The 25,750-nt window shown below is 62.9% G+C and carries 23 protein-coding genes; 11 read left to right on the top strand and 12 right to left on the bottom strand.

The window, feature by feature from the left end:
• The 10 genes from AC5IJH_RS12050 to folK form a co-directional block, all read right to left on the bottom strand.
• The coding region (locus tag AC5IJH_RS12050) for an ExbD/TolR family protein (RefSeq protein WP_491903070.1) at positions 1-322 on the bottom strand (322 nt) is incomplete at its 3' end.
• A gap of 136 nt (positions 323-458) precedes the next feature.
• Positions 459-1,208 carry a MotA/TolQ/ExbB proton channel family protein gene (locus AC5IJH_RS12055; protein ID WP_491903071.1) on the bottom strand — a complete coding sequence of 250 codons (750 nt, stop codon included), beginning with the start codon at positions 1,206-1,208 and terminating at the stop codon, positions 459-461.
• A gap of 179 nt (positions 1,209-1,387) precedes the next feature.
• Positions 1,388-2,110 (bottom strand): energy transducer TonB, encoded by a 723-nt coding sequence (locus tag AC5IJH_RS12060; RefSeq protein WP_491903072.1) that lies wholly within the window; start codon positions 2,108-2,110, stop codon positions 1,388-1,390.
• A 229-nt stretch (positions 2,111-2,339) separates the two neighbouring features.
• Positions 2,340-3,542, bottom strand: a complete 1,203-nt coding sequence (secF, locus tag AC5IJH_RS12065; protein ID WP_491903073.1) for a protein translocase subunit SecF — start codon at positions 3,540-3,542, stop codon at positions 2,340-2,342.
• Positions 3,543-3,589: 47 nt separating this feature from the next.
• Entirely contained in the window at positions 3,590-3,745 is a 156-nt protein-coding gene (locus tag AC5IJH_RS12070) for a hypothetical protein (RefSeq protein ID WP_491903074.1), read from the bottom strand.
• Complete coding sequence (secD, locus tag AC5IJH_RS12075) at positions 3,745-5,346, bottom strand: protein translocase subunit SecD (protein ID WP_491903075.1); 1,602 nt, start codon at positions 5,344-5,346, stop codon at positions 3,745-3,747. The genes AC5IJH_RS12070 and secD overlap by 1 nt, the downstream gene beginning before the upstream one ends.
• Before the next feature lie 13 nt (positions 5,347-5,359).
• Positions 5,360-5,692 carry a preprotein translocase subunit YajC gene (gene yajC, locus AC5IJH_RS12080; RefSeq protein WP_491903076.1) on the bottom strand — a complete coding sequence of 111 codons (333 nt, stop codon included), beginning with the start codon at positions 5,690-5,692 and terminating at the stop codon, positions 5,360-5,362.
• 315 nt (positions 5,693-6,007) lie between these two features.
• A complete protein-coding gene (locus AC5IJH_RS12085) occupies positions 6,008-7,507 on the bottom strand; it encodes a PP2C family protein-serine/threonine phosphatase (RefSeq protein WP_491903077.1) in 1,500 nt (499 codons plus the stop codon).
• A 92-nt stretch (positions 7,508-7,599) separates the two neighbouring features.
• Positions 7,600-8,724, bottom strand: coding sequence for a tRNA guanosine(34) transglycosylase Tgt (gene tgt, locus AC5IJH_RS12090; protein WP_491903078.1), 1,125 nt, complete (start codon positions 8,722-8,724; stop codon positions 7,600-7,602).
• Positions 8,721-9,245, bottom strand: a complete 525-nt coding sequence (gene folK, locus AC5IJH_RS12095; RefSeq protein ID WP_491903079.1) for a 2-amino-4-hydroxy-6-hydroxymethyldihydropteridine diphosphokinase — start codon at positions 9,243-9,245, stop codon at positions 8,721-8,723. Before folK ends, tgt begins: the two co-directional genes overlap by 4 nt.
• A gap of 70 nt (positions 9,246-9,315) precedes the next feature.
• On the opposite strand from folK, the gene nadD reads away from it, so the two are divergent.
• Both nadD and rsfS read left to right on the top strand, forming a co-directional pair.
• Entirely contained in the window at positions 9,316-10,044 is a 729-nt protein-coding gene (gene nadD, locus AC5IJH_RS12100) for a nicotinate (nicotinamide) nucleotide adenylyltransferase (RefSeq protein WP_491903080.1), read from the top strand.
• 57 nt (positions 10,045-10,101) lie between these two features.
• On the top strand, positions 10,102-10,767 hold the full coding sequence (rsfS, locus tag AC5IJH_RS12105; RefSeq protein ID WP_491903081.1) for a ribosome silencing factor: 666 nt from the start codon (positions 10,102-10,104) through the stop codon (positions 10,765-10,767).
• 75 nt (positions 10,768-10,842) lie between these two features.
• On the opposite strand, the gene AC5IJH_RS12110 is transcribed toward rsfS, so the two are convergent.
• Both AC5IJH_RS12110 and AC5IJH_RS12115 read right to left on the bottom strand, forming a co-directional pair.
• Entirely contained in the window at positions 10,843-14,052 is a 3,210-nt protein-coding gene (locus AC5IJH_RS12110; RefSeq protein WP_491903082.1) for a TonB-dependent receptor, read from the bottom strand.
• Positions 14,053-14,291: 239 nt separating this feature from the next.
• The gene (locus AC5IJH_RS12115) at positions 14,292-17,786 is read right to left on the bottom strand and encodes a TonB-dependent receptor (RefSeq protein ID WP_491903083.1); all 3,495 of its coding nucleotides are present in this window, start codon (positions 17,784-17,786) and stop codon (positions 14,292-14,294) included.
• A gap of 307 nt (positions 17,787-18,093) precedes the next feature.
• On the opposite strand from AC5IJH_RS12115, the gene AC5IJH_RS12120 reads away from it, so the two are divergent.
• The 9 genes from AC5IJH_RS12120 to AC5IJH_RS12160 all read left to right on the top strand — a co-directional run bounded on the left by AC5IJH_RS12120 (position 18,094) and on the right by AC5IJH_RS12160 (position 25,644).
• Entirely contained in the window at positions 18,094-18,537 is a 444-nt protein-coding gene (locus AC5IJH_RS12120; RefSeq protein ID WP_491903084.1) for a 23S rRNA (pseudouridine(1915)-N(3))-methyltransferase RlmH, read from the top strand.
• Positions 18,538-18,663: 126 nt separating this feature from the next.
• Positions 18,664-19,509 carry an acetyl-CoA carboxylase, carboxyltransferase subunit beta gene (gene accD, locus AC5IJH_RS12125; protein ID WP_491903085.1) on the top strand — a complete coding sequence of 282 codons (846 nt, stop codon included), beginning with the start codon at positions 18,664-18,666 and terminating at the stop codon, positions 19,507-19,509.
• Between the two features lie 35 nt (positions 19,510-19,544).
• Positions 19,545-20,906 (top strand): bifunctional folylpolyglutamate synthase/dihydrofolate synthase, encoded by a 1,362-nt coding sequence (locus AC5IJH_RS12130; RefSeq protein ID WP_491903086.1) that lies wholly within the window; start codon positions 19,545-19,547, stop codon positions 20,904-20,906.
• A gap of 46 nt (positions 20,907-20,952) precedes the next feature.
• A complete protein-coding gene (locus AC5IJH_RS12135) occupies positions 20,953-21,708 on the top strand; it encodes a lysophospholipid acyltransferase family protein (protein WP_491903087.1) in 756 nt (251 codons plus the stop codon).
• Positions 21,705-22,457 carry a gamma-glutamyl-gamma-aminobutyrate hydrolase family protein gene (locus tag AC5IJH_RS12140; protein WP_491903088.1) on the top strand — a complete coding sequence of 251 codons (753 nt, stop codon included), beginning with the start codon at positions 21,705-21,707 and terminating at the stop codon, positions 22,455-22,457. Before AC5IJH_RS12135 ends, AC5IJH_RS12140 begins: the two co-directional genes overlap by 4 nt.
• Positions 22,454-23,077 carry a 16S rRNA (guanine(527)-N(7))-methyltransferase RsmG gene (rsmG, locus tag AC5IJH_RS12145; protein WP_491903089.1) on the top strand — a complete coding sequence of 208 codons (624 nt, stop codon included), beginning with the start codon at positions 22,454-22,456 and terminating at the stop codon, positions 23,075-23,077. The genes AC5IJH_RS12140 and rsmG overlap by 4 nt, the downstream gene beginning before the upstream one ends.
• Before the next feature lie 151 nt (positions 23,078-23,228).
• A complete protein-coding gene (locus AC5IJH_RS12150) occupies positions 23,229-24,080 on the top strand; it encodes a ParA family protein (protein WP_491903090.1) in 852 nt (283 codons plus the stop codon).
• 26 nt (positions 24,081-24,106) lie between these two features.
• Positions 24,107-25,042: a ParB/RepB/Spo0J family partition protein gene (locus AC5IJH_RS12155; protein ID WP_491903091.1), complete on the top strand. Its 936-nt coding sequence runs from the start codon at positions 24,107-24,109 to the stop codon at positions 25,040-25,042.
• A complete protein-coding gene (locus AC5IJH_RS12160) occupies positions 25,039-25,644 on the top strand; it encodes a hypothetical protein (RefSeq protein WP_491903092.1) in 606 nt (201 codons plus the stop codon). Before AC5IJH_RS12155 ends, AC5IJH_RS12160 begins: the two co-directional genes overlap by 4 nt.
• The last annotated feature ends 106 nt before the right edge of the window (positions 25,645-25,750 follow it).

The raw sequence follows: 25,750 nt of genomic DNA on the forward strand, positions 1-25,750 counted from the left end.
CCGCGCGGAGATAGACCTCTTTGTTGGTCTTGTTCTGCAGCATCTCGGTGATGCGCGGACCCAGATCGCCGGAGGAGACCTGGTTGGCGCCGAGGTAGACCTTGCCATCGCGCGTGACCGCGACAACGACCGAATCCTCGTGATCCGCGTCTGGCATCGGTGTTGCATCGATGCTCTTCGCCAGATCCACGTTCACCTTGTTCTGCACCATGGGCGTGATGACCATGAAGATGATCAAGAGCACCAGCATCACGTCCACCATCGGTGTGACGTTGATGTTGGAGTTGACCTTGGAGCCTTCGTTTCGAACTGCAAGTGCCATATGTGCTCCCTGATGGGCGGGGGGATGATGGGCGGGATCGTGCCGGAGGTCCATCCGCTGCGAGTAAGGAGGGGAGCGGCGGGAAGACGACTCCCCGCCACGTCCAGCTCACCCACGTTGGATGACAGGCCCGCTCTTACCGGCGCTGTGCCTGCTTGATGAAGTAGTCGACCAGCTCGCTCGAGGAGTTATCCATTTCGACGTCAAATGCCTCGACCTTATTGGTGAAGTAGTTGAAGAGCATCACGGCCGGGATCGCGACCAGCAGGCCGAATGCTGTGGTGACCAGAGCCTCCGAGATACCACCAGCGATCGCGCCGATACCGGCCGACTTCTGGGTGGCAATCTGCTGGAAAGCGTTCAGGATACCGACCACCGTGCCGAACAGGCCGATAAACGGTGCCGTGGAGCCAATGGTCGCCAGACCACCGAGACCGCGCTTCAGCTTTGCGTGAACGATCGCCTCAGCCCGCTCGAGTGCGCGCTTGCTCGACTCGATCTGGTCTTCGGTGATGGCCCCGCCGTTGCCGTAGCTCCGGAACTCCTGCAGGCCGGCCGTAACTACCTCAGCCAGGTGCGACTTCTTGTTGCGGTCCGCTACCTTCACGGCCTCATCCAGCTTGCCCTCGCGCAGGGCGCCCGCAACCCGGGGTGCAAACTCGCGCGACTGCTTGCGAGCAGCGCTGAAGTAGATCAGGCGATCGATGATCACAGCCAGCGACCAGATCGACATGATGAAGAGAATGACGACAACGCCGCGAGCCGGAATGCCCATCTTCGACCACATCTCGGGAAGAGTGAAGCCGGGCGTGGCACCAGCCTGGTCCTGGAAAAATCCCAGTGCCGAGACGTGCGGAACTACTTGAGTGAGCTGAGCGAGAATCACTGAATCTTTCCTCCTGGGTGAGACAGCAGAACGAATCTCCATGACAACTGCATGGATGGAAATCGAAGGGCCAAGAAAGCTCCCCGATGCTAACACCGGCCTCTTCGTCACCTATATGACACGAAGAGGCCAGTCGGTTCGAACATCAGCCCCGACTCGCGACGAGCGGAGCGCAGGGATCAGCCGCCGAGGTTATAGACCACGTTCACCGTAGTCTCAACTTCCACCGGCTCGCCGTTCAACTGATAAGGCTTGTAGCGCCACGTGCGCACGGCCTCGAGCGCTGACTGCGTCAGCATCGGCGGCCCGCTGATCACACGCAGATTCTCGATGCTGCCTGTCTTCGAGATAGTTGCCTGCAACACCACCGTCCCTGAGATGCGCGCAGCACGCGCGATCGGCGGATAAGTGGGGTTACTCCCGGCAGTCTTCAGACCGGTGGCGACACCGGACGAGATAGCCACCTTCTTCGGAGGCGCAGCCTTGACCACAGGAGCCGGGGGACCGGAGCCACCGAGAATGCCGCCGATCGCGCCACCACCGGCACCACCAGCAATGCCTTCCATACCGGCTACACCACCCGGAGGCGGCGGCGGGGGCTCTTCCTTCACGACCTTGATCTCATGCGGGATCTTGCTCGGCGCTTGGAACGGATCAACCGTCTGCACCTTGATCTTGGGTTGCGGTGCCTGCGGCGGCGGCGGGGGCGGCGGCGGAGGCGGCGGGGGTGGCGCGGTCAGGAGCGTCGCCATCATCTGCTTCGGCAACGACTCCAGGTGGAAGAGCGGGTACAGAATCAGGGCAACCACGACCCCGACGTTGATTGCCAACGCCACGATTGACCAGTACTTGCTCTTCGACTTGATCCTGCCACCGGATTCCATCAGGGCATCTTCGAACATGAGCCTTAACCTCGAATTCGGCGTTCCCAGGTCTCGGGGGAACTGCGCTCGGCGTGGGGCCACCTTCAGGAGCGAAGAGGGTGGACGGCAAGAGGGCGACAGCACTCCGGACCTGTGACTTCTGGGCTATAGACACCTCATGTGCATAGCTTTGTTCCCGAGATATTCAAAAAAGATTCGCCTGCACTGGTTTCAGTGCAGGCGAAGAGTGCTTCGGAGATGACGTCGGTTAGACGCGCGCGCGCCGTGCCGCTGGCAGCGCCGCGGTCCGACCCTGGCCTGCGCGCCACTGCTGATACGCCACCAGCATCGGCGCCGCCACCGCAATCGACGAGTAGGTGCCGATCAGAATGCCGATCACCAAAGCGAACGAAAAGCCATGCAGCACCTCACCACCAAACAGAAAGAGCGACAGCACGGTGAGGAACGTCAGTCCTGACGTCAGCACCGTCCGGCTCAGTGTCTGGTTGATGCTGCGATTCACAACGTCGGCCAGCGGCTCGCGCCGGCTCATGCGCAGGTTCTCGCGAATGCGGTCAAAGACCACGATCGTATCGTTCATCGAGTAGCCGACCAGCGTCAGGATCGCCGCGATCACCGTCAACGTGATCTCCTGGTTCGTCAGTGAGAAGAAGCCGATGGTGATCAGCGTGTCGTGGAACACAGCGACAACCGCAGCCACGCCGTAGATCAGCTCAAACCGCACCCAGAGATAGATCAGCATGCCGAGCAGTGAGTAGAGCGTCGCGAGCAGCGCCTGCTTGCGCAACTGCGCGCCGACCTGCGGACCGACGATCTCCACGTTGAACACGGTGAAACCAGGGATGTAGCTCTTCGCCTCGAGGGTCGAGACGACCGCCGCGTCCGCGACCTTGCGCAGCGCGTCATAGCTGCCGACGAGGCCGCCGTTGTCGCGATCGCGATAGTTCAGGACAGCTTCCGCCTGCTGCGCGTACTTCGCCGGGGCTGCGTCCGGACCGAGGTGCTCAGGATTCTCCTGCGTCAGGAAATCGGTCAGCGTTGCGCGTCCCACATTGTCGATGTCGAACCGGCCCGACTCGTTCGCGGCGGCAGAGGAGTAGTGCTGCTCGAGCGCCTTCACGATGGTGGTGCGGCCGGCCTCAAGGTTCGCCTCCTGGGTCTGCTGTTCCGGCAGAGAGACGATCACCTGGTTGTTCGACGCGGGGCCAAAGCGCTGGATGCGCGTGTCATGCACGCCCGCCTGCGCGATTGCATCGCGGATCCGGTCGTAGGACGGCGTGGCATTGAACTTCACATAGACCAGCGTGCCGCCCTTGAAGTCCACACCCAGCGGAATGCCGTGCCACAGCACGATGGACAGCAGGCCAAGCACGCTGAAGATGAGAGAGAAGCCGAGGAAGTACCACTTCTTCCCCAGCCAGTCGATCCGTACGTCGTGAAACAGTTCCACGTAAACTCCGCTTTCCGCCGTGCCCTGCGCAGCAGCCGGCGCCCTCGTTAGAACCTGCGCAACGCGCCGATCAAAAACTTTTCAACTGCCATCGCGGTCATGACAAAAACTGCGCCTGCCGCGAGACCAAGGCCGAGACTGCGGCTCAGTTCTGCCGGACCGATATCGGGCTTGCCGCCCCGCTGAGCAAGTGTGTTCTTCATCAGATCGACAGCGCCTCCCCGCGCTCCTTGCGATTCAGGTTCGCGTCGAAGATGGTGCGCGACACAAACACTGCAGTGAACAGATTGGCCAACAAGCCGAAGGTCAGCGTCACGGCGAAGCCCTGCACCGGGCCCGAGCCGAACAGAAACAGAATGGCGGCCGACACGATCGTCGTCACGTGCGTATCGATGATCGTCGTCCACGCGTGCCCGAAGCCCTGATCCACGGCAGCGCCCGGACTCTTCCCCGCACGCAGTTCCTCACGAATGCGCTCGAAGATCAGCACATTCGAGTCCACGCCCATACCAATGGTCAGGATCAGACCCGCGATGCCCGGCAGCGTCAACGTTGCGCCGGTGTAGCCCATAAAACCGAGCAGGATGACCAGGTTCAGGACCAGCGCGAGGTCCGCATTGATGCCGGCGCCGCGGTAGTAGATCAACATGAACGCCATGACGGCGAGCATGCCGACCACTGAGGCGAGCACGCCCTTGCGGATCGAGTCTGCACCGAGCGACGGGCCAACCGTGCGCTCTTCAAGGAAGTGGATCGACGCAGGCAGTGCGCCGGTGCGCAGCATCAGCGAGAGGTCGCGGGCCTTCTGCTCGCTCAGCCCGGAGATGCGGCCCTGGTCGCGGATCGCCGCCTGGATGTTCGCGACTTCCTGCACGCGGTTGTCGAGGACGACGGCAAGCTGCTTGCCGATATTGGTGCTGCTGAACTGGTAAAAGCGGTCGCCTGCGGCGCGCGTCAGAATGAAGGTCGCGTCCGGCCGCTGGTTCTCATCCTTGCCCGGCTCCGCATCGCGGAAGTCCGCACCCGACACGACCGGGATGCGCTGCAGGATGAAGAACTGCCCCTGCTCCGCAGCGTCGGTGCCGCCGAACTGCAGCAACTCCTGATCCGGCGGAACCGCGCCGCTCACTGTCTGGAGCGCTGCTTCCCGCGTCGGAAACGGACCGCTCTCGACGGCGTGGATCTCGAGCCGTGCCGTCGACTGAATAATGTCGCGTACGCGGCCCGGATCGTCGATACCCGGCAGCTCCACCAGGATCTGGTTCTTGCCGAGGCCGTATTCCTGAATGGTCGGCTCGCTCACACCGAGCGCATTGATGCGCGTCCGGATCGTCTCGATCGACTGCGCCAGCGCGCGCTTCTCGATATCCTGCTGCACCGGCTGCTTCAGCGTCAGGCTGTAGCCGTCAGCGTTTGAGCGGATGTCATATTGCTGCGCGTACTTGGTTTCGAGCATGTTGCGCACATCGCTCGACTTGCCCGCCGGCACGCCGGTCAGCGCAATGGTCTGCGGCTCTGCCGGGTTTGGCTTCTGCACCGAGCCGACCGTCAGGCTCGCGCCCTGCAGATCCTGCTGCAAGCGGCCGAGCGCGTTATCGGTCTCTGCGCCGACCGCCTCATCGACCATCACCTGCAGCACCAGGTGAGTCCCGCCCTCCAGATCGAGGCCGAGCTTGATGCGGTCCGACAGCGCGTTGCGCAGCGCGCTTCCGCTCAGTCCATGGGGCAGGCCGAAGATCCCGTAAAAGAAAACCAGGAGCACGGCAACAATAGCAATGGCTCGTCCAGTGAGGTTCTTGCGCATAGATCCGTCGCGGTTACTTCGCGTCCTCGGGAGTGTTGGTGGTCACGGAAGCAATGGCGGACTTCACGATCTCCACCTTGATGTTGTCGGGGGGCAGCTTGATCTGGATCGCATCATCGCGCAGCGCGACGATCGTGCCGCGCATGCCACCCGTGGTGGTGATCTTGTCGCCGATCTTCAGGCCGCCCAGCATCTCCTGCCACTGCTTCTGCTTCCTCTGGTTGGGCCGAAAGAGCATCAGGTAGAAGACGCCCACCATCAGCACCGCGGGAAGAAATGTCACATAGCTCTGCGGCAGGGCAGCGCCCAGAAGCGCGGGCGAAAGAAGAGTCAGTTGGGCGAACACAGCGATCGATTCCGTCCTTGGCGTTCCATCTCTTGTCTTGCTGGCGCGTACGCCCCATTGCACCCGAAGTGGCCAAGCCAGCAGGCGGGGCGCAAAGAGTGCGGGAGGCACGAGAGAGGAGCGATGGTGGCCAGGTCCGCCGAAGCCGTTCGCCGCAACATCACGGCAAGCGGCTCATCCTGCACGCCCGGGGCAAATACGACCAGACACACCAGCGGGCAGGATACCTAAGCATCAAGCATCAGGGAGGGTCCCGCCCCTGTCAAGCAGAAGACCGCGGCTGATCCCGAGGCGTCACCGTCTCGCAGACACCGCTCACGCCGGGCTCAGCACCGCGTCAGACTCGGCGACCGGAGTCAGGTCGCGCGGCGCGCCCTCGGCTCGGGCGATCAGCAGTGTCAGATCGTCCGTCGGCCTTGCTCCCGCCAGAAAGCTTTCGAGGGCCGCAAGCACAATGCTGCGAATCTCACCCGGCTCGCATGCAGCCGTCTCGGCCAGCAGTGCCTGCAGCCGCTCCTCTCCGAACTCCTCGCCCGCCGGATTGGTGGACTCGACCAGTCCGTCCGAATATAGGACCAGCAGATCCCCTGGATTGAGAACCGCCTCCGCTGATTCGTACTCCGCATCCGGCAGCAGGCCGAAGACGGTGCCGCCCTTGTCCAGCGGCTCAATCCGCGTGCCGCTCGCGTCGCGGCGCACCAGCAGCGGCGGACAATGCCCGCCATTCACATAGCGCAGCTGCCGCCGCCCGGCATCGTAGTGCGCCCAGAACATGCTCGCGTACCGTCCCGCGGCGGCCCGCTCACACAGCAGCCGATTCAGCCGCGCCGAATCCTGCCGGTGCGCCTCCGGCGAAGCCGTCCAGTCGCTCGACCGCACCGCGCCATGCAGCACGCCCATCAGCAGCGCCGCGGGAATCCCCTTACCCGAGACATCGCCCATCACTAGCGCCACGCCGCCATGCGACGGAGTGAACGCGTCGTAGAAATCTCCAGCGACCACCTCCGCGGGACGATACTCGGCCGCGATGTCGAGTCCGCCGATCGCGCCGCCACGCGGCAGCAGCAGCTCGGCCTGCACCTCGCGCGCCACCTCCAGCTGCTGCTCCAGCGCACGGCCGCGCACGTACGACCGCAGCAGCAAACCCGCAATCAGCACCGAGCCCAGCAGCGCGAGCGCGCCCGTGCTGTTCACGAACAGATTCCAGTGCTGCGGCGCCAGCACCGACGGATCTGCAAAACGCAGTGGCGTCGCGAGCTCCACGATCAGGATCGACCGCGACGGCGGACCTGCTGGCGATCCGGACGTTGCAGCCTCTGCGGGTGCGACAGGTCCTCTCGGATGTGGCAGAAAGATCGGGAACGCCTCCGCAACCACCTGCTGGCCGGCTGCAGTTATCGTGCGGCGCAACGGCACATGGTTGCGGAAGGCCTCGATCTCTTCCGGCAAGGTGAACACCGGATGCCCTGCGCCCTGCACCTCGAGCACCACGCCATCCTGGTTCCGTAACGTCACCCACACAGGCTGAAGCTGTGCGCGCCCAAGCAGCTCGTTCAACAGGTGCAGGCGCGAGTCACCAGGCTGCCACCGTGTGCGGAGCTGCTGCTCCAGGCTCACCATGACCTGGTTGGTCTGCTGATGCACCTGCTGCGCCGCGAGCAGGCGGGACACGAATCGGTAATCGCGAAACGAGTTAGCAAGCAGCAGCAACGCGAGCAGCGCGCCGGCCGCCAGCCAGAGCGTCAGCCAGCGATAGAGCTGGCCCGAACGGGGCCCTGAGCCCCGAGTCGACCGGCGGACACGTCTCTGCGTCACAAGCTCATTCATAGTGGGCGGGCAGCGGACTCCGATCCTACTCCAGCCTTCGCGTTCATAGACGAGCTCGCGCGACATCGCGCCGACAGCACTTATTTCAAAACCGCTCCCGCTGCAAGCTGCTCCCGCACCCGCCGCATCGTTTCCAGGTAGTACGCCAGGTTGTGCAGCGTGTTCAGCACGGCCGACAGCGGCTCCTGCGCCACCATCAGGTGCCGCAGATACGCCCGCGTGTAGCGACGGCACACCAGGCATTCGCACGTCGGATCGGGCGGCCCCTGGTCCTCGGCAAACTGCCGGTTCTTGATGTTGAGCCGGCCCTCGGACGTGAACAGTAGCCCATGCCGCGCCGCACGCGTGGGCAACACGCAATCCATCATGTCGACGCCCATCTTCGCGTACTCGACGATCTCCTCCGGATAGCCCACGCCCATCACGTACCGCGGCTTGTCCGTGGGCAGCAGTGGCAGCGTGCTCTCAATCACCTCGCGCGTCAGCTCACGCGGCTCGCCCACACTGAGGCCGCCTATCGCATACCCCGGCAAATCCATCTCGACCAGCCGCTCCGCCGATTCACGTCGCAGCTCGGGATACATTCCGCCCTGCACGATGCCGAACAGCGACTGCGTGCGGCCCTCCGCGCGATTCCACTCCTCGGTAAACCAGGGCGCCTCGTGCTTGTGCTCCTCGAAGTAGCGCCGGCTGCGCTCTGCCCACGCCATCGTCAGTTCAAGCGAGCGCCGCGCCCGCTCGCGATCCGCTGGATATTCCGTGCACTCATCGAAGACCATCAGGATGTCCGCGCCGAGCGCAATCTGGATCTCGATCGAGCGCTCCGGCGAAAACATGTGTGACGACCCATCGAGATGCGAGCGAAACCGCACCCCTTCCGGCGTCACCTTGCGCAGTTCGTTCAGGCTGAAGACCTGGAAGCCGCCCGAGTCCGTCAACATCGCGCGCGGCCAGCTGATGAAGCGATGCAGTCCGCCCATGCGTCGCACCAGTTCATGCCCAGGCCGCAGATACAAATGGTAGGTGTTGCCGAGGATGATCTCCGCGCCCAGCTCTTCGAGCAGATGCTGCGGCACCGCCTTCACCGAGCCTACCGTGCCCACCGGCATGAAGACGGGCGTCTGCACCTGCTGGTGGGGCAGGTCGAGCACGCCGCGCCGGCCGCCACTGGCTGCGGTAGCACTCACTGTGAATCGCAGACTCATTGCGCAGCGCTCCGCGCAGGCGTCTCGATGCGCACAACCGTCTCGGCGTTCGCCGGCAACTCGGCCAGAAGTTCCGCGATCCTGCGGTCCAGCACCGGATGCCGCCACTCTGGCGCAATCTCGGTGAGCGGCTCAAGCACGAACCGCCGCTCCTGCAGCGACGGATGCGGCAGCGTCAGCGTGGGTGTTGCGAGCACGCGATTGTCATATAGCAGCAGATCGAGATCGAGTGTGCGTGGGCCCTTCGCCGGACCCTTGCCGCGCTCCCGGCCGAACTCGCGCTCCACTTGCAGGAGTGCGTTCAACAGCGCGACCGGTTCCAGCGAAGTCTCGAGCAGCGCCGCTGCATTTACAAACTCCGGCTGGTCCAGGTAGCCCACTGGCGTGGTGCGGTAGATTGACGAGCGCGCCAGCACCTGGCCAAGGGCTGCCAGCCGCTCCGTCGCTGCGGTCAGCGTCTCCGCCGGCGTTCCCGCCGCAGAGGGCAGGTTCGCACCGAGCGCGATGGCAGCCATGGACATACTTCTATTATGGCTGGCGCTCACCAGGCGCGCTGAAGTGAGGCCGCGCGCCCTCGGCTAGCATGGAACGATGCGCATCGCCCTCTTCGGCGGCAGCTTCGATCCGCCGCACCTCGGCCACCTCGGCATCGCGCTGGCCGCGGTCGAACGGCTCCGGCTCGATCGCGTCCTGATGGCTCCGGTCGGACGCCAGCCGCTGAAGGTCGGGCAGCGGCCATCGTCCTTTGACGACCGACTCGCCATGGTGACGCTGCTGTGTGCAGGCCGCGCTTCGCTCGAGCCATCCACGATCGACGCACCATTGCCGCCGAGCAGCGAGGGGCGCCCGCGATTCAATTACACCAGCGACACACTTGCCCGGCTGCGCCAGGAGCTGAGCAGTGCGGACGAGCTGTTCTGCCTCATCGGCGCGGATTCGTTGCAGACGCTGTGCCGCTGGCACAACGCCGCGGAAGCGCTGTTCGAGGCCGAGTGGATCGTGGCGGCGCGTCCTGGCTTTCCGCTGGACCGCCTGTCCACGCTGCTGCCTGCCGGCGTCGTGACCGGTGCGCGCGAGGCGGCTCGGGGATGCGAGCGCATCCCGCTGAGCTCACCCGATGGCAACACGAGCGCCCTTTGGCTGCTGCCCGACCTCAACTACGACATCTCGGCGACAGCCTTGCGGCGTGCGCTCGCCGATCACGCCTCCGGCATGCCGCAGGCCGTGCTCGACCCGCGGGTCGCCGAGTACGCGCGTCAGCACGCGCTATACGAAGCCGCAAGCCGGACCGGCACACAGCCAACCGGCGTCATACGATAGAGCACGAGCACCGTTCGGCACACAGCCGGATGCCTCAAGGATCGAGGACCAGCAAGCATGGCACCATCGAGCAAGAAGAAAGCAACAAAGCGCACCCCCGCGAAGCGTGCATCGTCGTCAGCTGGCAAGAAAGCCACCGCGAAGGGCACGAAACGCGCCTCGGCTGCAGGCAAGAGCAGCCGCGCGAAAAAGGCGACGAGCACCCGCGCCGCGAGCAAGAAGAGCGCACGCGCCACGAGTGGCACAGCCAAAGTGCGAGCCGCAAAGGCGCTCCCCGCACCCGAGCCGCCGGCGCCGCGCGCTATCTCTGAACTGACCCGCCGCATGGTGGCCGCAGCCGCCATGGCGTGCGAAGAGAAAAAGGGAACGGAGACGCGGCTGCTCGAACTCGACGCCGCCGATGCCGGTCTGACGGACTTCTTCCTCATCACCAGCGGCACCAACGAGCGGCAGACACAATCGATCGCCGACGAGGTGGAGATGAGGATGAAACGCGAGTTCAACACCTACCCCAACTCCGTCGAAGGCAAGCGGCAGGGGGAGTGGGTGCTGCTCGACTACGTCGATTTCGTCGTGCACGTCTTCCTCGAAGAAAAACGCGCGTTCTATGACATCGAACGACTGCGCAAGTCCGCACGGACCATTGACGTAACGCAACTCGAGCACTTGCTCGCAGACAAGACGGTTAGCTCACGGACCCGCGCCGCCGCACGCAAAACGTAACTCTAAGGCGAGCGTTTCCAGGAAAGCAGAAGGGGAGCCGGCTGGCTCCCCTTCTGCTTTGGTTCGAGTGCATAGTTAGAACTCAATGCGCACGGCAAGCTGCGTCTGACGCCGCTCGTCCGTAGCACCTGGGCTGCCACCCGGTGCACCCTTGATGGCTTGCACCGCGGATACTTCCGCGAAGTCTGCGTTCCCGGGCACGACGTAGAAGTTGTGGTGATTAGGCAGGTTATAGAACTCGCCACGAAGCTGAAGATTCAGCCGCTCCGTGATCTTGAAGTTCTTGTGCACGCCAAGGTCAAGGTTCCACACGCTGGGCGAGAACCACTGGTTGCGGGCAAGGCCGGCATTCTGGTAGCAGCTCGACGCAATGCAGTCCGGCACATCCGACAGGCCGAAGGTCGAATCAACATACGGGTTGGCAGAGGCGGCCGGCAGCGGGATGTAGTCGTACGAGTCCACACCACCATTGGCCTTGGGCGTGCCGTGGAACTTCAGCCCGGGAGTATTAACAACGCGTGGGCACGACGCGAATGCATTTGTGCAGTCGTAGATCGTGAATGGTGTTCCCGTCCGTGCGGTAAAGATTGGCGCGAACTCCAGCCCGCCGAGCAGTGTGTGAACGAAGTGCCCAGCATTGTTGAACTCAAGCCACTTCGGCTGATAGATACCGCCGACCACAAACCGCTGGCGCACGTCGTAGTCGGAATTGCCACGATCGAGCGACGGGTTGAATGGATTCAGGTAACCGAGATTGAAGTTGTTGCCCGACTCGCTGAAGGTGCTGCTCAGGTTATCCAGCGAATGCGAGTAGGTGTAGTTCGCGTTCAGCTGCAGACCGCTTTCTGCGAAGCGGCTCGATTCCAGTCGAACGTTAAGACCGTTGTAGTAGCCGTCACCATTCGCCTGGCGCTGATTGATATTGCTGAACTGGTAGTTCAGTCGATTGCCCGCGTGCTCGTCACCCAGGTACTCGTTGCCGAAGTAGGCCGGGTTCAGGTTCGCGATCGAGTAGAGGTGAACGCCGCGTGTGCCGGTGTACTCAACCGCGACCAGTGTGTTCGGCAGCACCTCGTGCTGAACAGAGAGGCTGTACTGACTCACATACGAGGCCGGGATGTTCTGAGCTAGTGCGCGCAGACTGGTCTTCGGCAGTGGCTTTGTTCCGGTGCCCGCCAGCGGACCGGAGTTGTCCGAGGTGACCGCAAGCGATGGGACATCGACGCCAGCAACCAGCGAAATCACAGCGTAGTTCGGCGGGTTCTGGATCACGTTGTAGGTGACGTTGCCGAAATCACGCTCGTAGCTGATGCCGTAGCCGCCGCGGACCACCGTCTTGCCCGTGCCAGAGACGTCGTAGGCAAAGCCGAAACGAGGACCGAAGTTGTGATACTGCTGACCGATCAGTCCGTGCTTCGGGCTGTTCGGAGTGGTGAGCACGGTACCGTTACGCACCTGCTCGAAGAAGTTCGCACCAGTGCCCGTGAAAAAGTTCGACTCGAGATTCTTATTGCTGTTGTGCTGGACACCGTAGTATTCCCAGCGCAGACCCGCATTGAGCGTGAGCCGCGGTGTGAGCTTCCAGTTGTCCTGGCCATACACCGCACCGTCGTTGAAGGTGTTCTCGCGCTTGAAGCTGGGGGCATTGACTGGCAGCGTCAGCGTGCAGTCGGGGCTGACCTGCGTTTTGCCTGCTTCATTGGTCGGGCAGGGCAGCTTGCCCTGCGGATTGACCGCGCCCTGGAAGCTATAGAGCGTGCCTGCCTGCAGCCGCGCAAGCGCCGCTGCTTCCCCAGTGCCGTTCTTCGCGACCTGCTCGACGGAGTTCTCATAGGCACCGAAGAGACGGTTGTCACGCGTCTGCAGGAATTGACCGCCGAAGTGCAGGCTGTGGGTCTTCACCGTCCAGTTCAGATCTTCCTGGAACTGGGTAAGGTTCTGCGGACCGCCAAACGGCAGCGCATTCCCCGGGCTGAAGGGCAGGTATCCGGGAAACGCGATATCCAGTCCAGTGCTGGAATCCGCGCTCGCCGTATTCGCCTGGTTCAGGTAGAGCGTTGGGCCGACCGGACCGGTTCCCAACGGCTGCTGCAGGTTGATGCGGCTGTAGGCCGCCTTGCTCGTGCTGATCAACTGCGGGGAGAAGATGTGGGTGATGCTGAACAGGTTCGACTGATTGAACACCACCTGTGCGGTGCTGTAACCGGCATACGGGCTGAACGAGACCGCACCCGCCTGGTCGGTCTCATGATACCCACCGTAGCGATAGAACATCGTCGTCTTCGGGCTCAGGTTGAAGTCGAAGCGCTCGTCCGTCAGCCAGCTGTTCTGCGGGCTGCCGGCGCTGGCATCGGAGGGGACCTGGAACGAAACCTGCTGCAGCGGGGCGGCGTCGAAGCCGGCCACCGCTACGGGTGCAACCACCTTCACGTTCGAGGCTAGCTTGCCGTATTTGCTGAAGAAGTCCTGCACGTTCGGTGCCGAGGAGGCGATGAACGAGTCGGTCGGCACCACGGCGTTCTGCGTGCCGCTGCTGCGGACCCGGATGAACTCGGTATTCGAGAAGAAGAACAGCTTGTCCCGCTTGATCGGACCGCCGACCGCATAGCCGAACTGGTTGCGGGTGAAGTGATCGCCCGGGTTCGCCGGCAGTCCCGACTGCTTCAGCGAGTAATTCGTTGCGTCCTCGTAGTAGGTGTTGGCAGCCAGAGCAGAGACGCGGTTGTACTCATACACCGAGCCGTGGAAAGCATTCGTCCCCGACTTTGTGGCCAGATTGACGATGCCACCCGAAGCGCGCCCGTACTCCGCGTCAAAACCGTTGGTGACGACGCGGTACTCCTGCACGGCATCAAGCGGAATCTGCGTGCCGACCGCCTGGTTGTAAAGGTCCACGTTCTCGACACCGTCGAGCAGGATCTCGGTTGCGGAAGAACGTGTGCCGCTGATGGAGACACCGACGCCGCGGAGGGTCGACCCGTTCGGGTCCTGCGTCACGTTGCCGGACAGAACGACGAAGTCATAGGGGTTGCGCGTCAGGCTCGGCAGATCCACGATCTGGCGTGGCGAGATGACCGTCGAAATCTCGGATGTGGTCGTGTTTACCTGGCCACCAGCATCGTTCGCGTCCACCTGAACCGTCAGCTGCGAGCCGACGCCCATCTTTGCGTCGACCGTTGTCGAGCCACCAACCGCCACCGTGGCCGCACCTTTATAGTCACCGAAACCTGGTGCCTTGATGCTGATGTCGTAGACGCCGGGCGGCAGGGACAGAACCTGGTACACACCCGGCCGTTGCTTTGCGCCGTCCGTTCAAGGCCGGTCTGCTGATTGTGGACGGTGACGTTTGCGTTGGGAATCACGGTGCCGAAGCTTTCTGGAAACAAGGGGCTGCCCAGAATGAAGATGAATTAACGACAACAACGGAATTAAGACTTTCTACGATTTGATGAATATATCTACAAAATCAGAAGGGGCAAGCAGAAGGGAGGCGACTGCTACCTTCTGCTTGCTTTCCTCTAAGTTCAGAAGGTGAACTTTGCAGCAAGCTGACTCTGGCGTGCAGGGAAGTTGGTGTTGATCCCCGTGATACGGCCGAAGTTACCTGACGTAAAATTTCCCTGCGGCATAGCGAATTGCGTGTGGTTAAAAACGTTGTCGCTTTCGAGCCTGAGTTGCAGGCTGTAAGGACGCTCCGCACTGAGGCGGAAATTCTTCGCGAGAATCATATTCGTATTGTTGATCCCCGGGCCGTGGTAAGGGTTCCGATGGATAGTGCCGAAGGAGCCGATCGGTTCCGCAACAAAGCTGCTCTTATCGAAGTACCCCACCGGAGACGTTCTGCCGGAACCGGTCCTAGACTGACGAGGGTTCAACCTCACAAGCGGGCTGATCTGATCGGGGACGTCCGGGCAGGCGTAGAAGGACCAGTTCGCAGAGCAGTAAAGCGAACGAGACGTGCCGCCACCGTACGAAATGTCGTAGGGGAAGCCAGTCGCGAGCTGAACAATGCCCGAAACCTCCCAGCCAGAGAGCGCCAGATTGAGGGGCGAGAACGCGCTACCCGCCCTATGATATGGCACCTCGTAAACAGGACTGAAGACGAGGCGGTGCCGGGCGTCATAGGCGGAGTCGCCGTAATTCAGAGACTGGTCGTACTGGTTGTAGCCCCGCGCCGAACCGCCGAATCCGGAGTTCTCGAAGTTTGATCCGTTGTCCATTGCGTGGGAGTAGGTGTAGCTCAGCTGAAAGAGCAGGCCGTGTGTCGGAGCTTTCTGGACGCTGATCTGTGCTGAGTGATAGCTGGAGGATGCCTCAGAGCCAACGGTTCCGATACTGGTGAAGCCGGTCAGCCCAGTGATGGCATCCGGAGCCCCGTATGCGGTGTTCTGAGGATAGAGCAAGCTCTGATTGTTGCGGTTTCTGATACACGCGGGGTCAGCCAAGCAAGCGTCGTGCCCGGCCGCGGTCTCAGGGTTTCCTTCATACGTGATCTGATTGTGACGGCTCAGTGCGCCGACATAACTGAAACGTGCGACGACCTGCGATGGGAACTCGCGCTCTACGCTAAGCTGAATGTTCTGCGAATAAGAAGCGCGGAAATCCGGACCGTAGGTGCTGATACTGAACGGCTCCGAAGCTGAGAAGTCAACCGCCTGCCCCTTCACCGGGAATGCGAACGGGAAACGGTTCGGGTGAACCTCGCCTGTATCAACATCCTGGTACGGGTTCTGGAAGCCTGGCGCATTCGCACCGTAGTCGCTGGCGCCGAGTGAGGTCAAGCCGAACGGCGGTGTCTGCAGTGTTTGAAGCGAAGACTCTTCTTCGGTGCGGTTGTAGTAGATGCCGTAACCGCCACGAACCGAGAACTTCTTCGTGTTTCCGCCGGAGAGCCAACCGAGATCAGGGGCCCACGCGAAGCCAAACCGCGGCCCGAGCTCGCTGTAGCGGGTTTTTGCCTGACCCGAGATTGAGCAGTTCCTATCACCAGGGAAGGCAATTCCGCGCGGCGCCGTCGGGAAGATCTTCGACTGTTGACCCGGGACCAGGCAGGCGATGGCTTCGCCACCAAACTGATGCTGCCGAAGTGGCGTATCGATCGAATATCCCAGGCCGTAATTCAGCGTCAGTGCATCCGTTACCTTCCAGCCATCCTGCGCATAGAAGTAGTTCAGGAATGCATCGGCCTGAATGATACCGCCAGAGCCCTGTGAGTAGCTGCCCGGAATGCCGAGCAGAAAGTCCAGCGAGGGATCGCCGGTCGAAAACGGGCTGCTGGATGTGTTGAATGCGAAGTTGCCGTTGTTATTGGATCCGAAGCTGTTGGATACATTGAATCGGCGTCCGTCGTATCCGAACTTCAGGCTGTGGTTGCCGACCAGCTTCGAAAAGTTATCATCGAGCTGATACACCTGGTCAATACGAGGCTGTGGTCCATTATTACTGAAGCCCAGATTAAAGAAGCCGTTGACCTGGATGAGGGGCAGACCTGCACCAGCCGACTGCTGGGGAGCAATTGCGAAACCGAAGGTCGATGGCTGAACCACGGTCTGCGGAATCACTGTCTGATCGTCGAACCGGGTATAGTGCGCGGCAAAGTCGTTGACGGCAGTGGATCCGAGCTGGCGAGTGTAGTCAAGTGTGTACTGAGTGACGTTAACCTTGGTCGCGTCACCGAAGCCAGGGAGCGTGGACCCGGTGAAGGGGAGCGTCTCGGTGGAGTTGCGCTTGTCATTTATCGCCAGAAAATAGAGTCGATTGTTGCTGTTCAGCGTGTAGTCAAGGCGACCGATGAATTGATCGTTCTTTCCGGGGATGGTCGGATTGAATGTGTACCCATAAGTGCCGCTGTTCGGCGCGGGGACGTACTTGTTGATAAGCGCGAGCGCGACGGGATTGAATGACGAGGTAGGGATCTGGCCACCCAAGCCGCTGAGGCAATCGGCCCAGGTCTCGCCGGTGGTGCATCCCGGGATGTTGACCGTGCCAGGGATTGGGTTGCTGCTGAACGTCAGACCGCCCTTCGCATCCGCTCCATTTCCCAGATCGTCCGCGAAGTTGCCCTGGCGGTTCTGGTTTGAGTAAACCAGGAGCCCGGTACCGCCCGCTTGAGGCTGGACCTGGCGCGCGCCCTGATAGGCAAAGAAGGCGAACAGCTTGTCTTTGAGAATCGGTCCGCCGACCGTACCGCCGAAGATGTGCTGATGGAAGGGGCTTGCCGTGTTCTGGAAGAAGTTGCGGGTGTTCAGGAAGCTGTCGCGGTAAAACTCAAATGCATTGCCGTGAAACTGGTTGGTGCCCTGCTTCACCGTCGTACTCACGATTCCGCCGGAATTGCGGTCATATTCCGCATTCAAGGGGCCGGTGATCAGGTTGAACTGATCCAGAGCATCAATATTCGGCGAGAGAGCCAGCGTGTTTAGGGCGATGTCGTTGCTGTCGGCCCCATTGATCAGGTACGAGGACTGCTGCGTCTGAGAGCCGCTGCTGGAAAACCCGCCGAACCGATCACTCGGAGACTGCACGCCAGGCAGGGTGGTTTCCAACTGAGTGAAGTTGCGCCCGATTAACGGAAGCTCGACGATTTGACGGGAGCCGACGACGCTAGAGATCTGGATATCCGTCGTGTTGACTTGGACCGCGTCCGCGGTAACGGAAACCGTCTCTCCAGAGTTGCCCACAGCCATCTTCACTGGCTCGACGTATTCCTGGTCGATATTCAGGACGATTCCGGTTGCGGAAAACTTCTTAAAGCCGGGGGCTGCAACGGAGATTCCGTAGGTGCCGACTGGAAGCGCCTGAAAAATGTAATCGCCCTGTGGGTTCGCAGTCACGGTGGACGCAACGCCCGTAGCCGTATTGGTCGCTGTGACAGTGGCACCTGGAATTGATGCTCCTGATGGGTCGGTCACTGTGCCTTTAATACGCGCCGTAACATCTGCAGAGTAGGCAATGGGCACAGCGATGAAAAAACCAGCCAAAGCCGAGAGAAGAATACGAGAGGCCATGCCAAGCTTCACAGAACAGATCCTCCAGGAGAAAAAGAGCCGACAACGGAAAGAGAGATCCGGCGCGTAACCGGACCTGCCAGCAACTCATGTAGGCGTGGAACCTTCTTAGTGATAAGAAGCTGCGACGCTCACATTCGCCTTGGCGCACCCAACCCCTAGCATTTCTCGTGCCGTTAGGGTTTGGCTTTTCCTCACATCAAAAATCAGCATTCACGAGGCCAACTGCGGGTGAAAGTGTCGCACTGAAACACATTGCGCTGCCTCTCTGTATGAAAATCCGTATAGATCGATCACAAATGTCTCCATAATTTGGGTTATGCGCCTCTCCATTCAAAGTGTGAGCCCCAGGACCAAAGTGGGGCCGTCCGCTACGTCGGTCGACGCCTATCTGCTGCGCATGCGCCCGTTCGTTCAGGCCGGAGCCGAGGAGTTCGCCTCCGAGGCTCGGCTGCTCGATAAGGCTTCTGTAGCCGGCCGCACGCGCCCCACTGTTGTCCTGCTCGATAGCCGAGGACGGCTCTTCTCCTCTGAGGAGCTGGCAGCCTGGATTGGACGTCAGCGCGATGGCGGCGCACAGCACCTCCTCTTTGCCATCGGGCCAGCGGATGGCTGGTCCGACACAGCCCGCAGCCGCGCCGATCTCTTGCTCTCCTTCGGGCCCATGACCTTCCCACATGAGCTCGCCCGCGTCATGCTGGCAGAGCAGGTGTATCGCGCATTTACAATCCTCGCTGGACACCCGTATCACTGCGGACACTGAGAGCGGCCCACAAATACAAGCCGCGCACACCGGAGAAGTCAGCCCACACGGCTTTGGTGGCGTGTGATCGCCAGTGAAGGGCATCCGCGAAAACAGCCGCGCTTTGGCGGACGGAAGGGAAGTGGCATGGCCTGGTTCAAGCGGCAGGACAACGACATCGAGAGCTCGCAGGAGAAACGCGTCCGCACCGAGGGGCTATGGGTCAAGTGCGACGGCTGCAGCCAGTTCATTTTCAAGGCCGACCTTGAAGGCAACCAGCAGGTCTGCCCAAAGTGTGGCCGCCATCGCAAGATGGACGCGCGCACCCGCGTCGCCACGCTGCTCGAACCCGGCTACGAACTGGTCGACCTCGAGTTGAAGTCCACTGACCCGCTCAAATTCACTGACACGAAGAGCTACCGCAGCCGGCTTGCGAAGGCGCAGGAGGCCACCGGCCTGAACGATGCCATCGTCAACGCGCTCGGCCGTCTCGGCTCGCACGATGTCGTGCTCAGCGTTATGGAATACGGCTTCATCGGTGGCAGCATGGGCGCCGTCGTGGGTGAGACCATCGCCCGCGCGGTCGATCGCTCGCTCGCTACGCGCCGCCCGCTCATTGTCATCTCTGCGTCCGGCGGCGCACGCATGATGGAGGGCATCGTCAGCCTGATGCAGCTCGCAAAGATCTCAAGCAGCCTGGGCGAGCTCGACGAAGCCGGCGTTCCTTATATATCTGTCCTGACCGACCCCACCACGGGCGGCGTCACGGCCAGCTTTGCCATGCTTGGCGACCTGAACATCGCCGAACCCGGCGCCCTGATTGGCTTTGCCGGACCCCGCGTCATTGAGCAGACCATCCGGCAGAAGCTGCCCGAGGGCTTCCAGCGCTCCGAGTTTCTGCTCGAGCACGGCATGCTCGATGCCGTCGTCTCCCGGCTCGACATGAAGGCATACCTCGATCGCGCCCTCAGCTTTATGACCGCGGCCGCCTAGCAAAGGCGCCGCCTCCTGCAAGTACACTGATCGTTATGCAATACACCGAGGCCGTCGATCGCCTGGCCGCACTCGGCGCGGAGTTGCACAGCCCAGCCGGCCAGCCGCGGCGCAAATTCGAACTAGCCCAGATGCGCACGCTCATGGCGGCGCTCGGCAATCCCCAGCAGCGCTTCCGCTCGGTGCTGATCGCCGGCACCAACGGCAAGGGCTCCACCGGCGCGACCCTGGCCAGCATCCTCGCTGCCTCCGGCCTGCGCACCGGTCTCTACACCTCGCCACATCTGGTGCGGGTGAATGAGCGCATCCGCGTCCTCTCCCGTGCCGACGCAGCGACCTTACGCATCGCCCAGGGCCTGATCCCGGATGCAACCTTCGGCGAGCACCTGGAGCAGGTTATCCACGCGGCAGAGCGCCTCGTCTCCGAAGGCCGCCTCCCCGGAGCGCCCAGCTTCTTCGAAACGATCACCGCCATGGCCTTCCTGCACTTCGCAGCAGAAGCCGTGGACATCGCGGTCCTTGAAGTCGGGCTCGGCGGACGGCTGGACGCGACCAACATCGTTGATCCTGTGCTCTCCGTCATCACCGACATCTCGCTCGATCACACGGAATGGCTGGGCCACACCATCGCCGAGATCGCTCGGGAAAAGGCCGGCATTCTTCGCGCAAACGGCGTACTAGTCACACTGCCCCAGCACCCCGAGGCGAACCAGGCGATTGGCGAAGCAGCCGTGGCGCTGAACGTACGCGGCATCAATGCGGCTGCTGCTCTGCCCTATGGCACCGTCGCTGTGACGAATGATCGCAACCAATACACATTAGCGATGGACGACCTTTCCGTCGAGGTCGACTCGCCGCTCGCCGGACAGCACCAGCAGCGCAACCTCGCGCTCGCCATCACCGCCGCACTTGAATTACGTAACTCACACCATTACGAAATTGGCAGCGCCTCGATCGCCGCAGGCATCCGTCAGACCGACTGGCCGGGTCGTCTCGAGCGGCTCACGCACGACGGACGGGCCATGCTGCTCGATGTAGGTCACAACCCCGCCGGCGCGTGGACCCTTCGGGCTGCGCTGTCCGCGCTGCCTGGCTTCGACACAGTGGTCTTCGGCTGTCTCGATGACAAGCCGGTCGAGGAGCTGGCCCAGATCCTGTTCCCACTCTTCGAGCGCGTGCTGCTCGTTCCAGTTGCGTCGCCGCGCGCTGCCACCGGAGCCCGCCTCCTGGCCGCCGCGAACACCACGGGCGCGCACGCCACACTCGAGCCCAACCTCTCCGCAGCGCTCGCCGAGGTTCCGGCCAGGGCCAATGCGGTCATCACCGGCTCTGTGTACCTGGTCGGCGAGGCAAGGCGTCTCCTGCTCGCGCAAGGTTGGGGCTCTCATGCCGGTTGAGCCGGAGCTGCAACCCGCAGCGCCTTCGACGAATGCCCTCGTCCCTGTGCCAGAACGCCACCTCCGCAGGACGGAACAGCTGCTCTCAACCGTCGTCCAGGGACCACTGTTCTTCTCGGCTACGGCGGCCTTCGGCACGCTCTCGCTGATTGCTTCACTAACGGAAGACGACGGTCGCCGCCAGCACAGGATTGCCCAGGCTTGGGCACGCTGGTCGCTCGCCATCGCGCGCTCACCCATCCGCGTCACCGGCCTCGACATCCTGCACAACCACCCGGTCGCGGTCTACTGCTCGAACCACCTGTCCTACATGGACACCCCGGCCATCTTCGCCGCGCTGCCGTTTCCCTTCCGCATCCTCGCCCGCAGCGACCTGTGGCGCATCCCCTTCATCGGCTGGCACCTCAACCGCTCCGGCCAGATCCCTGTCGCCGTCGACAATCCGCGCGCCTCGATCGCGTCGCTGACCACCGGGGTACGCGCGCTCAAGTCCGGCATGCCGCTCTTTGTCTTTCCCGAGGGCGGCCGCTCGCCCAATGGCAAGCTCCAGCCCTTTATGAGCGGGCCCGCCTACATGGCGATCCGTGCTGGCGTCCCCGTGATTCCGATGGCGCTGGTCGGCACCTATGAACTGCTGCCCATGCACACACGCGAATTCAGCCCACGACCACTCGAACTGCGCGTCGGCCAGCCGATTTCGACCTCCGGCATGAACGCGCGACAGGCTGAGGCACTCACGGGACAAATTCGAGAAGCCATCCTCGCGCTACAGGACGCACCACCAGCCCCGAACCAACTATGATCCAGCCCCGCATCCTCATCCCGGAACCCACCTCCTTTGACCGCGCCTACAACGAGCGCGGCTGGCCGCAATACGCCGAGGCCGTGCGTCAGGCGGGCGGCGAGCCCGTGCTGGTGCCGCTGCACGCCACCCAGGAGGAGCAGGCGCGCCTGGTTGCGAGCGCCCAGGGCGTGCTGCTCCCCGGGAGCCCCGCCGACATTAATCCTGAGAAGTGGGGCGAGGTTGTGCACCCAGAGACCGCAGCTGCGGACCCGCTCCGCGAGGCAGCCGACGAACTCCTGCTCCAGGATGCCTTCAACCTGCAGAAGCCCCTGCTCGGCATCTGCTACGGCCTGCAATCCATGAATGTCTGGCGTGGAGGCTCACTCGTTCAGCATCTCGAGACGGCCATCAACCACAGCCCCGGCCGCGATGTGCACGAGGCGCATGCGCTCGAAGTACTTGATGGCAGCCATCTGGCAAGCCTGGTCCGCGACTCGCAGCCAGGAAGCCCCGTGCTGGTCAACTCCAGCCACCACCAGGCGCTTGGGCGGCTCGGCGACCAGCTCGTTCGTGTCGGGACCAGCCCGGGCGACAATGTCGTTGAGGCAGTCGAAGATCCCTCAGCCCCGTTCGTCATCGGCGTCCAGTGGCACCCGGAGCGGACGACCGCCTCCAGCCCCCTCTCGCGCCAACTCTTCCGCCAGTTCGTCGAAGCGGCCCGCACCTGGGCTCCTCGCCCGAACGGCGCCGCAACTCTAGGCATTTGAGCTTGGTCGCACCCGGGCAGATCACTCCTGAGCAGGTATCCGCCGCTGCCGCACGCTGGAGCCTCCCGCTGCCGGGGAATGCCGACATCCAGCTCGCGGCCTACGGCAACCTGCTGCTGCGCTGGAACGAGCGACTCGCTATGACCGCCATCCGCACTCCCGGCGAACTTATCGACCGCCACGTGATGGAGGGCCTCTTCGCTGCCGCACATCACCCGCAGCCTAAGGGGAATGAGCCAGCAGTGCTGGACTTCGGCTCCGGTACCGGCGTTCCCGGCATCCCTCTAGCGATCTGCCGTCCCGAGCTCCACGTCACACTCGCCGAGTCGCAGCAGAAAAAGGCCTCCTTCCTCCGGGAAGCAGTCCGGCAACTCGGTCTGCGCTCGCGCGTGCATCCCGGACGTGCCGAAGCCCTGCCGTCGGGAAGCTTTGACGCGGTCTGGATGCGTGCGGTCGAGCGGAGTGTCGCCATGCTCCCCCTCGCTGCCGCCTTGGTCAGCCCATCCGGCGCGTTGTGCCTCCTCAGTGGTTCGGCGGTTCCAAAACTGCCCGATTGGCATTGGACCAGCCTGCCGCTCCCTCACTCAGAAAGACGCGTTTTGCACATCGGCACCCGCTAGGTTTGTTCCACGTGGAACACTCTAACCCCTGCGCTTTCTGCTGTTCCACGTGGAACATCCCACGCCCTCCCCGCGATCCACAATCCAATCCACAGGTCGCACAAGCACCCCCGTTTGCATCCTGCCGCCTCACCCCTTAGCTTCAGTAACAATGTCAGAAGCCATCTGTCTGGCCATCGCCAACCAAAAAGGCGGCGTCGGGAAAACGACGACAGCCATCAACCTGAGCGCGGCTCTCGCCCTCGAAGGCCTCCAGTGCGTCCTCATCGACTGCGACCCTCAGGCCAACAGCACCAGCGGCCTCGGCGTCGCCCGTGAGGGCGATCACGGCTCTGTCTACGACCTGCTGACCGGCGCGGCCTCCGTCGACACCCTGCTCCAGCCCACCGGCATCGAGACTCTCAAGATCATTCCAGGCAGCCGCAACCTCATCGGCGCCAACATCGAGCTCGTCGATAACAAGAATCGCGAGACCCGCCTCAGGGAAGCTCTCAAAGAGCTCCGGATCGCCTACGACTTCATCCTGCTGGACTGCCCCCCAGCGCTCGATCTCCTCACCCTGAACGCCCTTGTCGCCGCCGATCGCCTGCTCGTCCCCATGCAGGCCGAGTACTTCGCCCTCGAGGGCGTCAGCGAGCTGCTCGGCACCATCGGCCGCGTCCAGCAGGCCTTCAACCCCAAACTCCAGCTCGAGGGCGTCGTGCTCACCATGTACGATGAGCGCACCAACCTGGCCCAGCAGGTCACAGAGAACCTGAAGACCTTCTTCGGCGACAAACTCTACAAAACCGTCATTCCCCGCAACGTTCGGCTCGCTGAGGCGCCCAGCCACGGCAAGCCCGTCCAGCTCTACGACCCCCGCTCTCGTGGGGCCGAAGCCTACCGCGACTTGGCCGACGAGTTGCTGTCGCACCACAAGATCATCAGCCCCGCCGCCAAGGAGCGCGAGGCCAACGCGAAGACCCGCAAAAATACCAAGATCCGCTTCTGGCCTTACGCCTGAGTCGAACCCTGCCTGGAGATTCCGCCATGTCCACACCTGACAAACGACGCGCGCTCGGCAAAGGCCTCGAAGCGCTGCTACCTCATCGTCCCAGCACGCCACCGCCCGCACCCGCTACGGTTCCGTCGCTCTCCGCCCAGGCGGACGGCAGCCCCAACCCTACTGGCGCGCCGCTAGAGATAGCCGTCGATCTCATCGACCGCAACCCCTTCCAGACCCGCACCCAATTCGACGAAGCCGCCCTCGACGAGCTCGCCACGTCCATCGGAGCCACCGGCGTCGTTCAGCCCATCCTGGTGCGGCCCATTGCGGACGGCCGCTATCAGCTCATCGCCGGCGAGCGCCGCCTCCTCGCGTCACGTAAGGCCGGCAAGGCCACCGTTCCCGCCGTCGTCCGGCAAGCCTCCGACGGGCAGGCGATGGAGATGACGATCATCGAAAACCTCCAGCGGGCCGACCTTAACCCGATGGAGCAGGCCCGCGCCTTCGATCGCCTGAGCCGCGAATTCCAACTCACCCAGGAGCAGATGGCGAAGCGCACCGGCAAAGACCGCGCCTCGGTCGCGAACTTTCTCCGACTGCTTCGTCTGCCGACAGAGATCCAGGGCAAGGTCGAGAGTGGAGACCTCACCTTCGGCCACGCCCGCGCCCTGCTCGCACTCGAGTCGCCGGACGCGATCCTCAAGGCCGCGCAGAAGGTGCTCGCGCTCTCCATGTCTGTGCGTCAGACCGAGAGCTTCGTCCAGAACACCCTCAACCCGGAGAAGGCCGAAAAGACCGCAAAGCCGAAAGACGTGCTCGACCCCAATGTCCGCGAGGCCCGCGATCAGATGCAGCGCGCCCTCGGGCTCAAGGTCGCCATTGAGGACAAGGGCGGCAAGGGCAAGGTCATCATCGAGTACACCAACCTCGAAGCCTTCGACTCGCTGATGGAGCGGCTCACCGGCGCAGGCACTGCATGAGTGAGCCGGCACCGCTCCCGCACGCGCCTGTGCGCCGGCGCATCTGGCTCGGCCCTCTGCTAGACGGCCTCATGGTCCTGCTGGTGCTTGTCTTCCTCGGGCTGCCAATCTTCTCCGGCTCGGCCGGCAGTGGCAGCTCGTTCAACCTGGTCTGGCTCGCGCTGCCGGTCTGGCTCGCGCATCACGGCGTCGGCCTTGAATCTGCAACCGTCGATGTGACAATTGCAGCGCTTGTGCTCGCCATCGCCGGCGCACTGCTCGCCATCGCGGCACGCATGCGGGCGGGCGCCCTGCTCTGGGCCATCGGCACGCTCTGCTTTGCCGCGTCCATCGCAAGTCTCCTGCAGCCGTGGACGGCCGTCTTCTTCCTCGGGGCGATGCTGCTGCTCATCGCGCTCCGCGCGCGCTTTGTCCCCCTGCACGCGGTGACAGCACTGCAAGCCGTTCTGCTGGAGCTGTGGCCTCTCGGCTATGCGATCGGCTACGCCGTGCTGGCCTGGCGCTACAACCCGCAACTACTGTGGCGCGTCCTGCTCATCGCGCTCGGTGCGGCGCTGGTGGCGCGCGCCATCGTGCCCGCGAACGCACCCCGCCATACGTAACTGCTCATTGCACTCATCATCTTGAGCGCAAAAAAAAGTGGTGTGGCTCCGCAGAGCCACACCACAGTCGCTCACAACGTCTCTCCAGCCCGGCGCCAACGCCCCC

It is taken from the genome of Candidatus Dedyshia acidiphila (assembly GCF_051025295.1).
Classification (GTDB): domain Bacteria; phylum Acidobacteriota; class Terriglobia; order Terriglobales; family Acidobacteriaceae; genus KBS-83.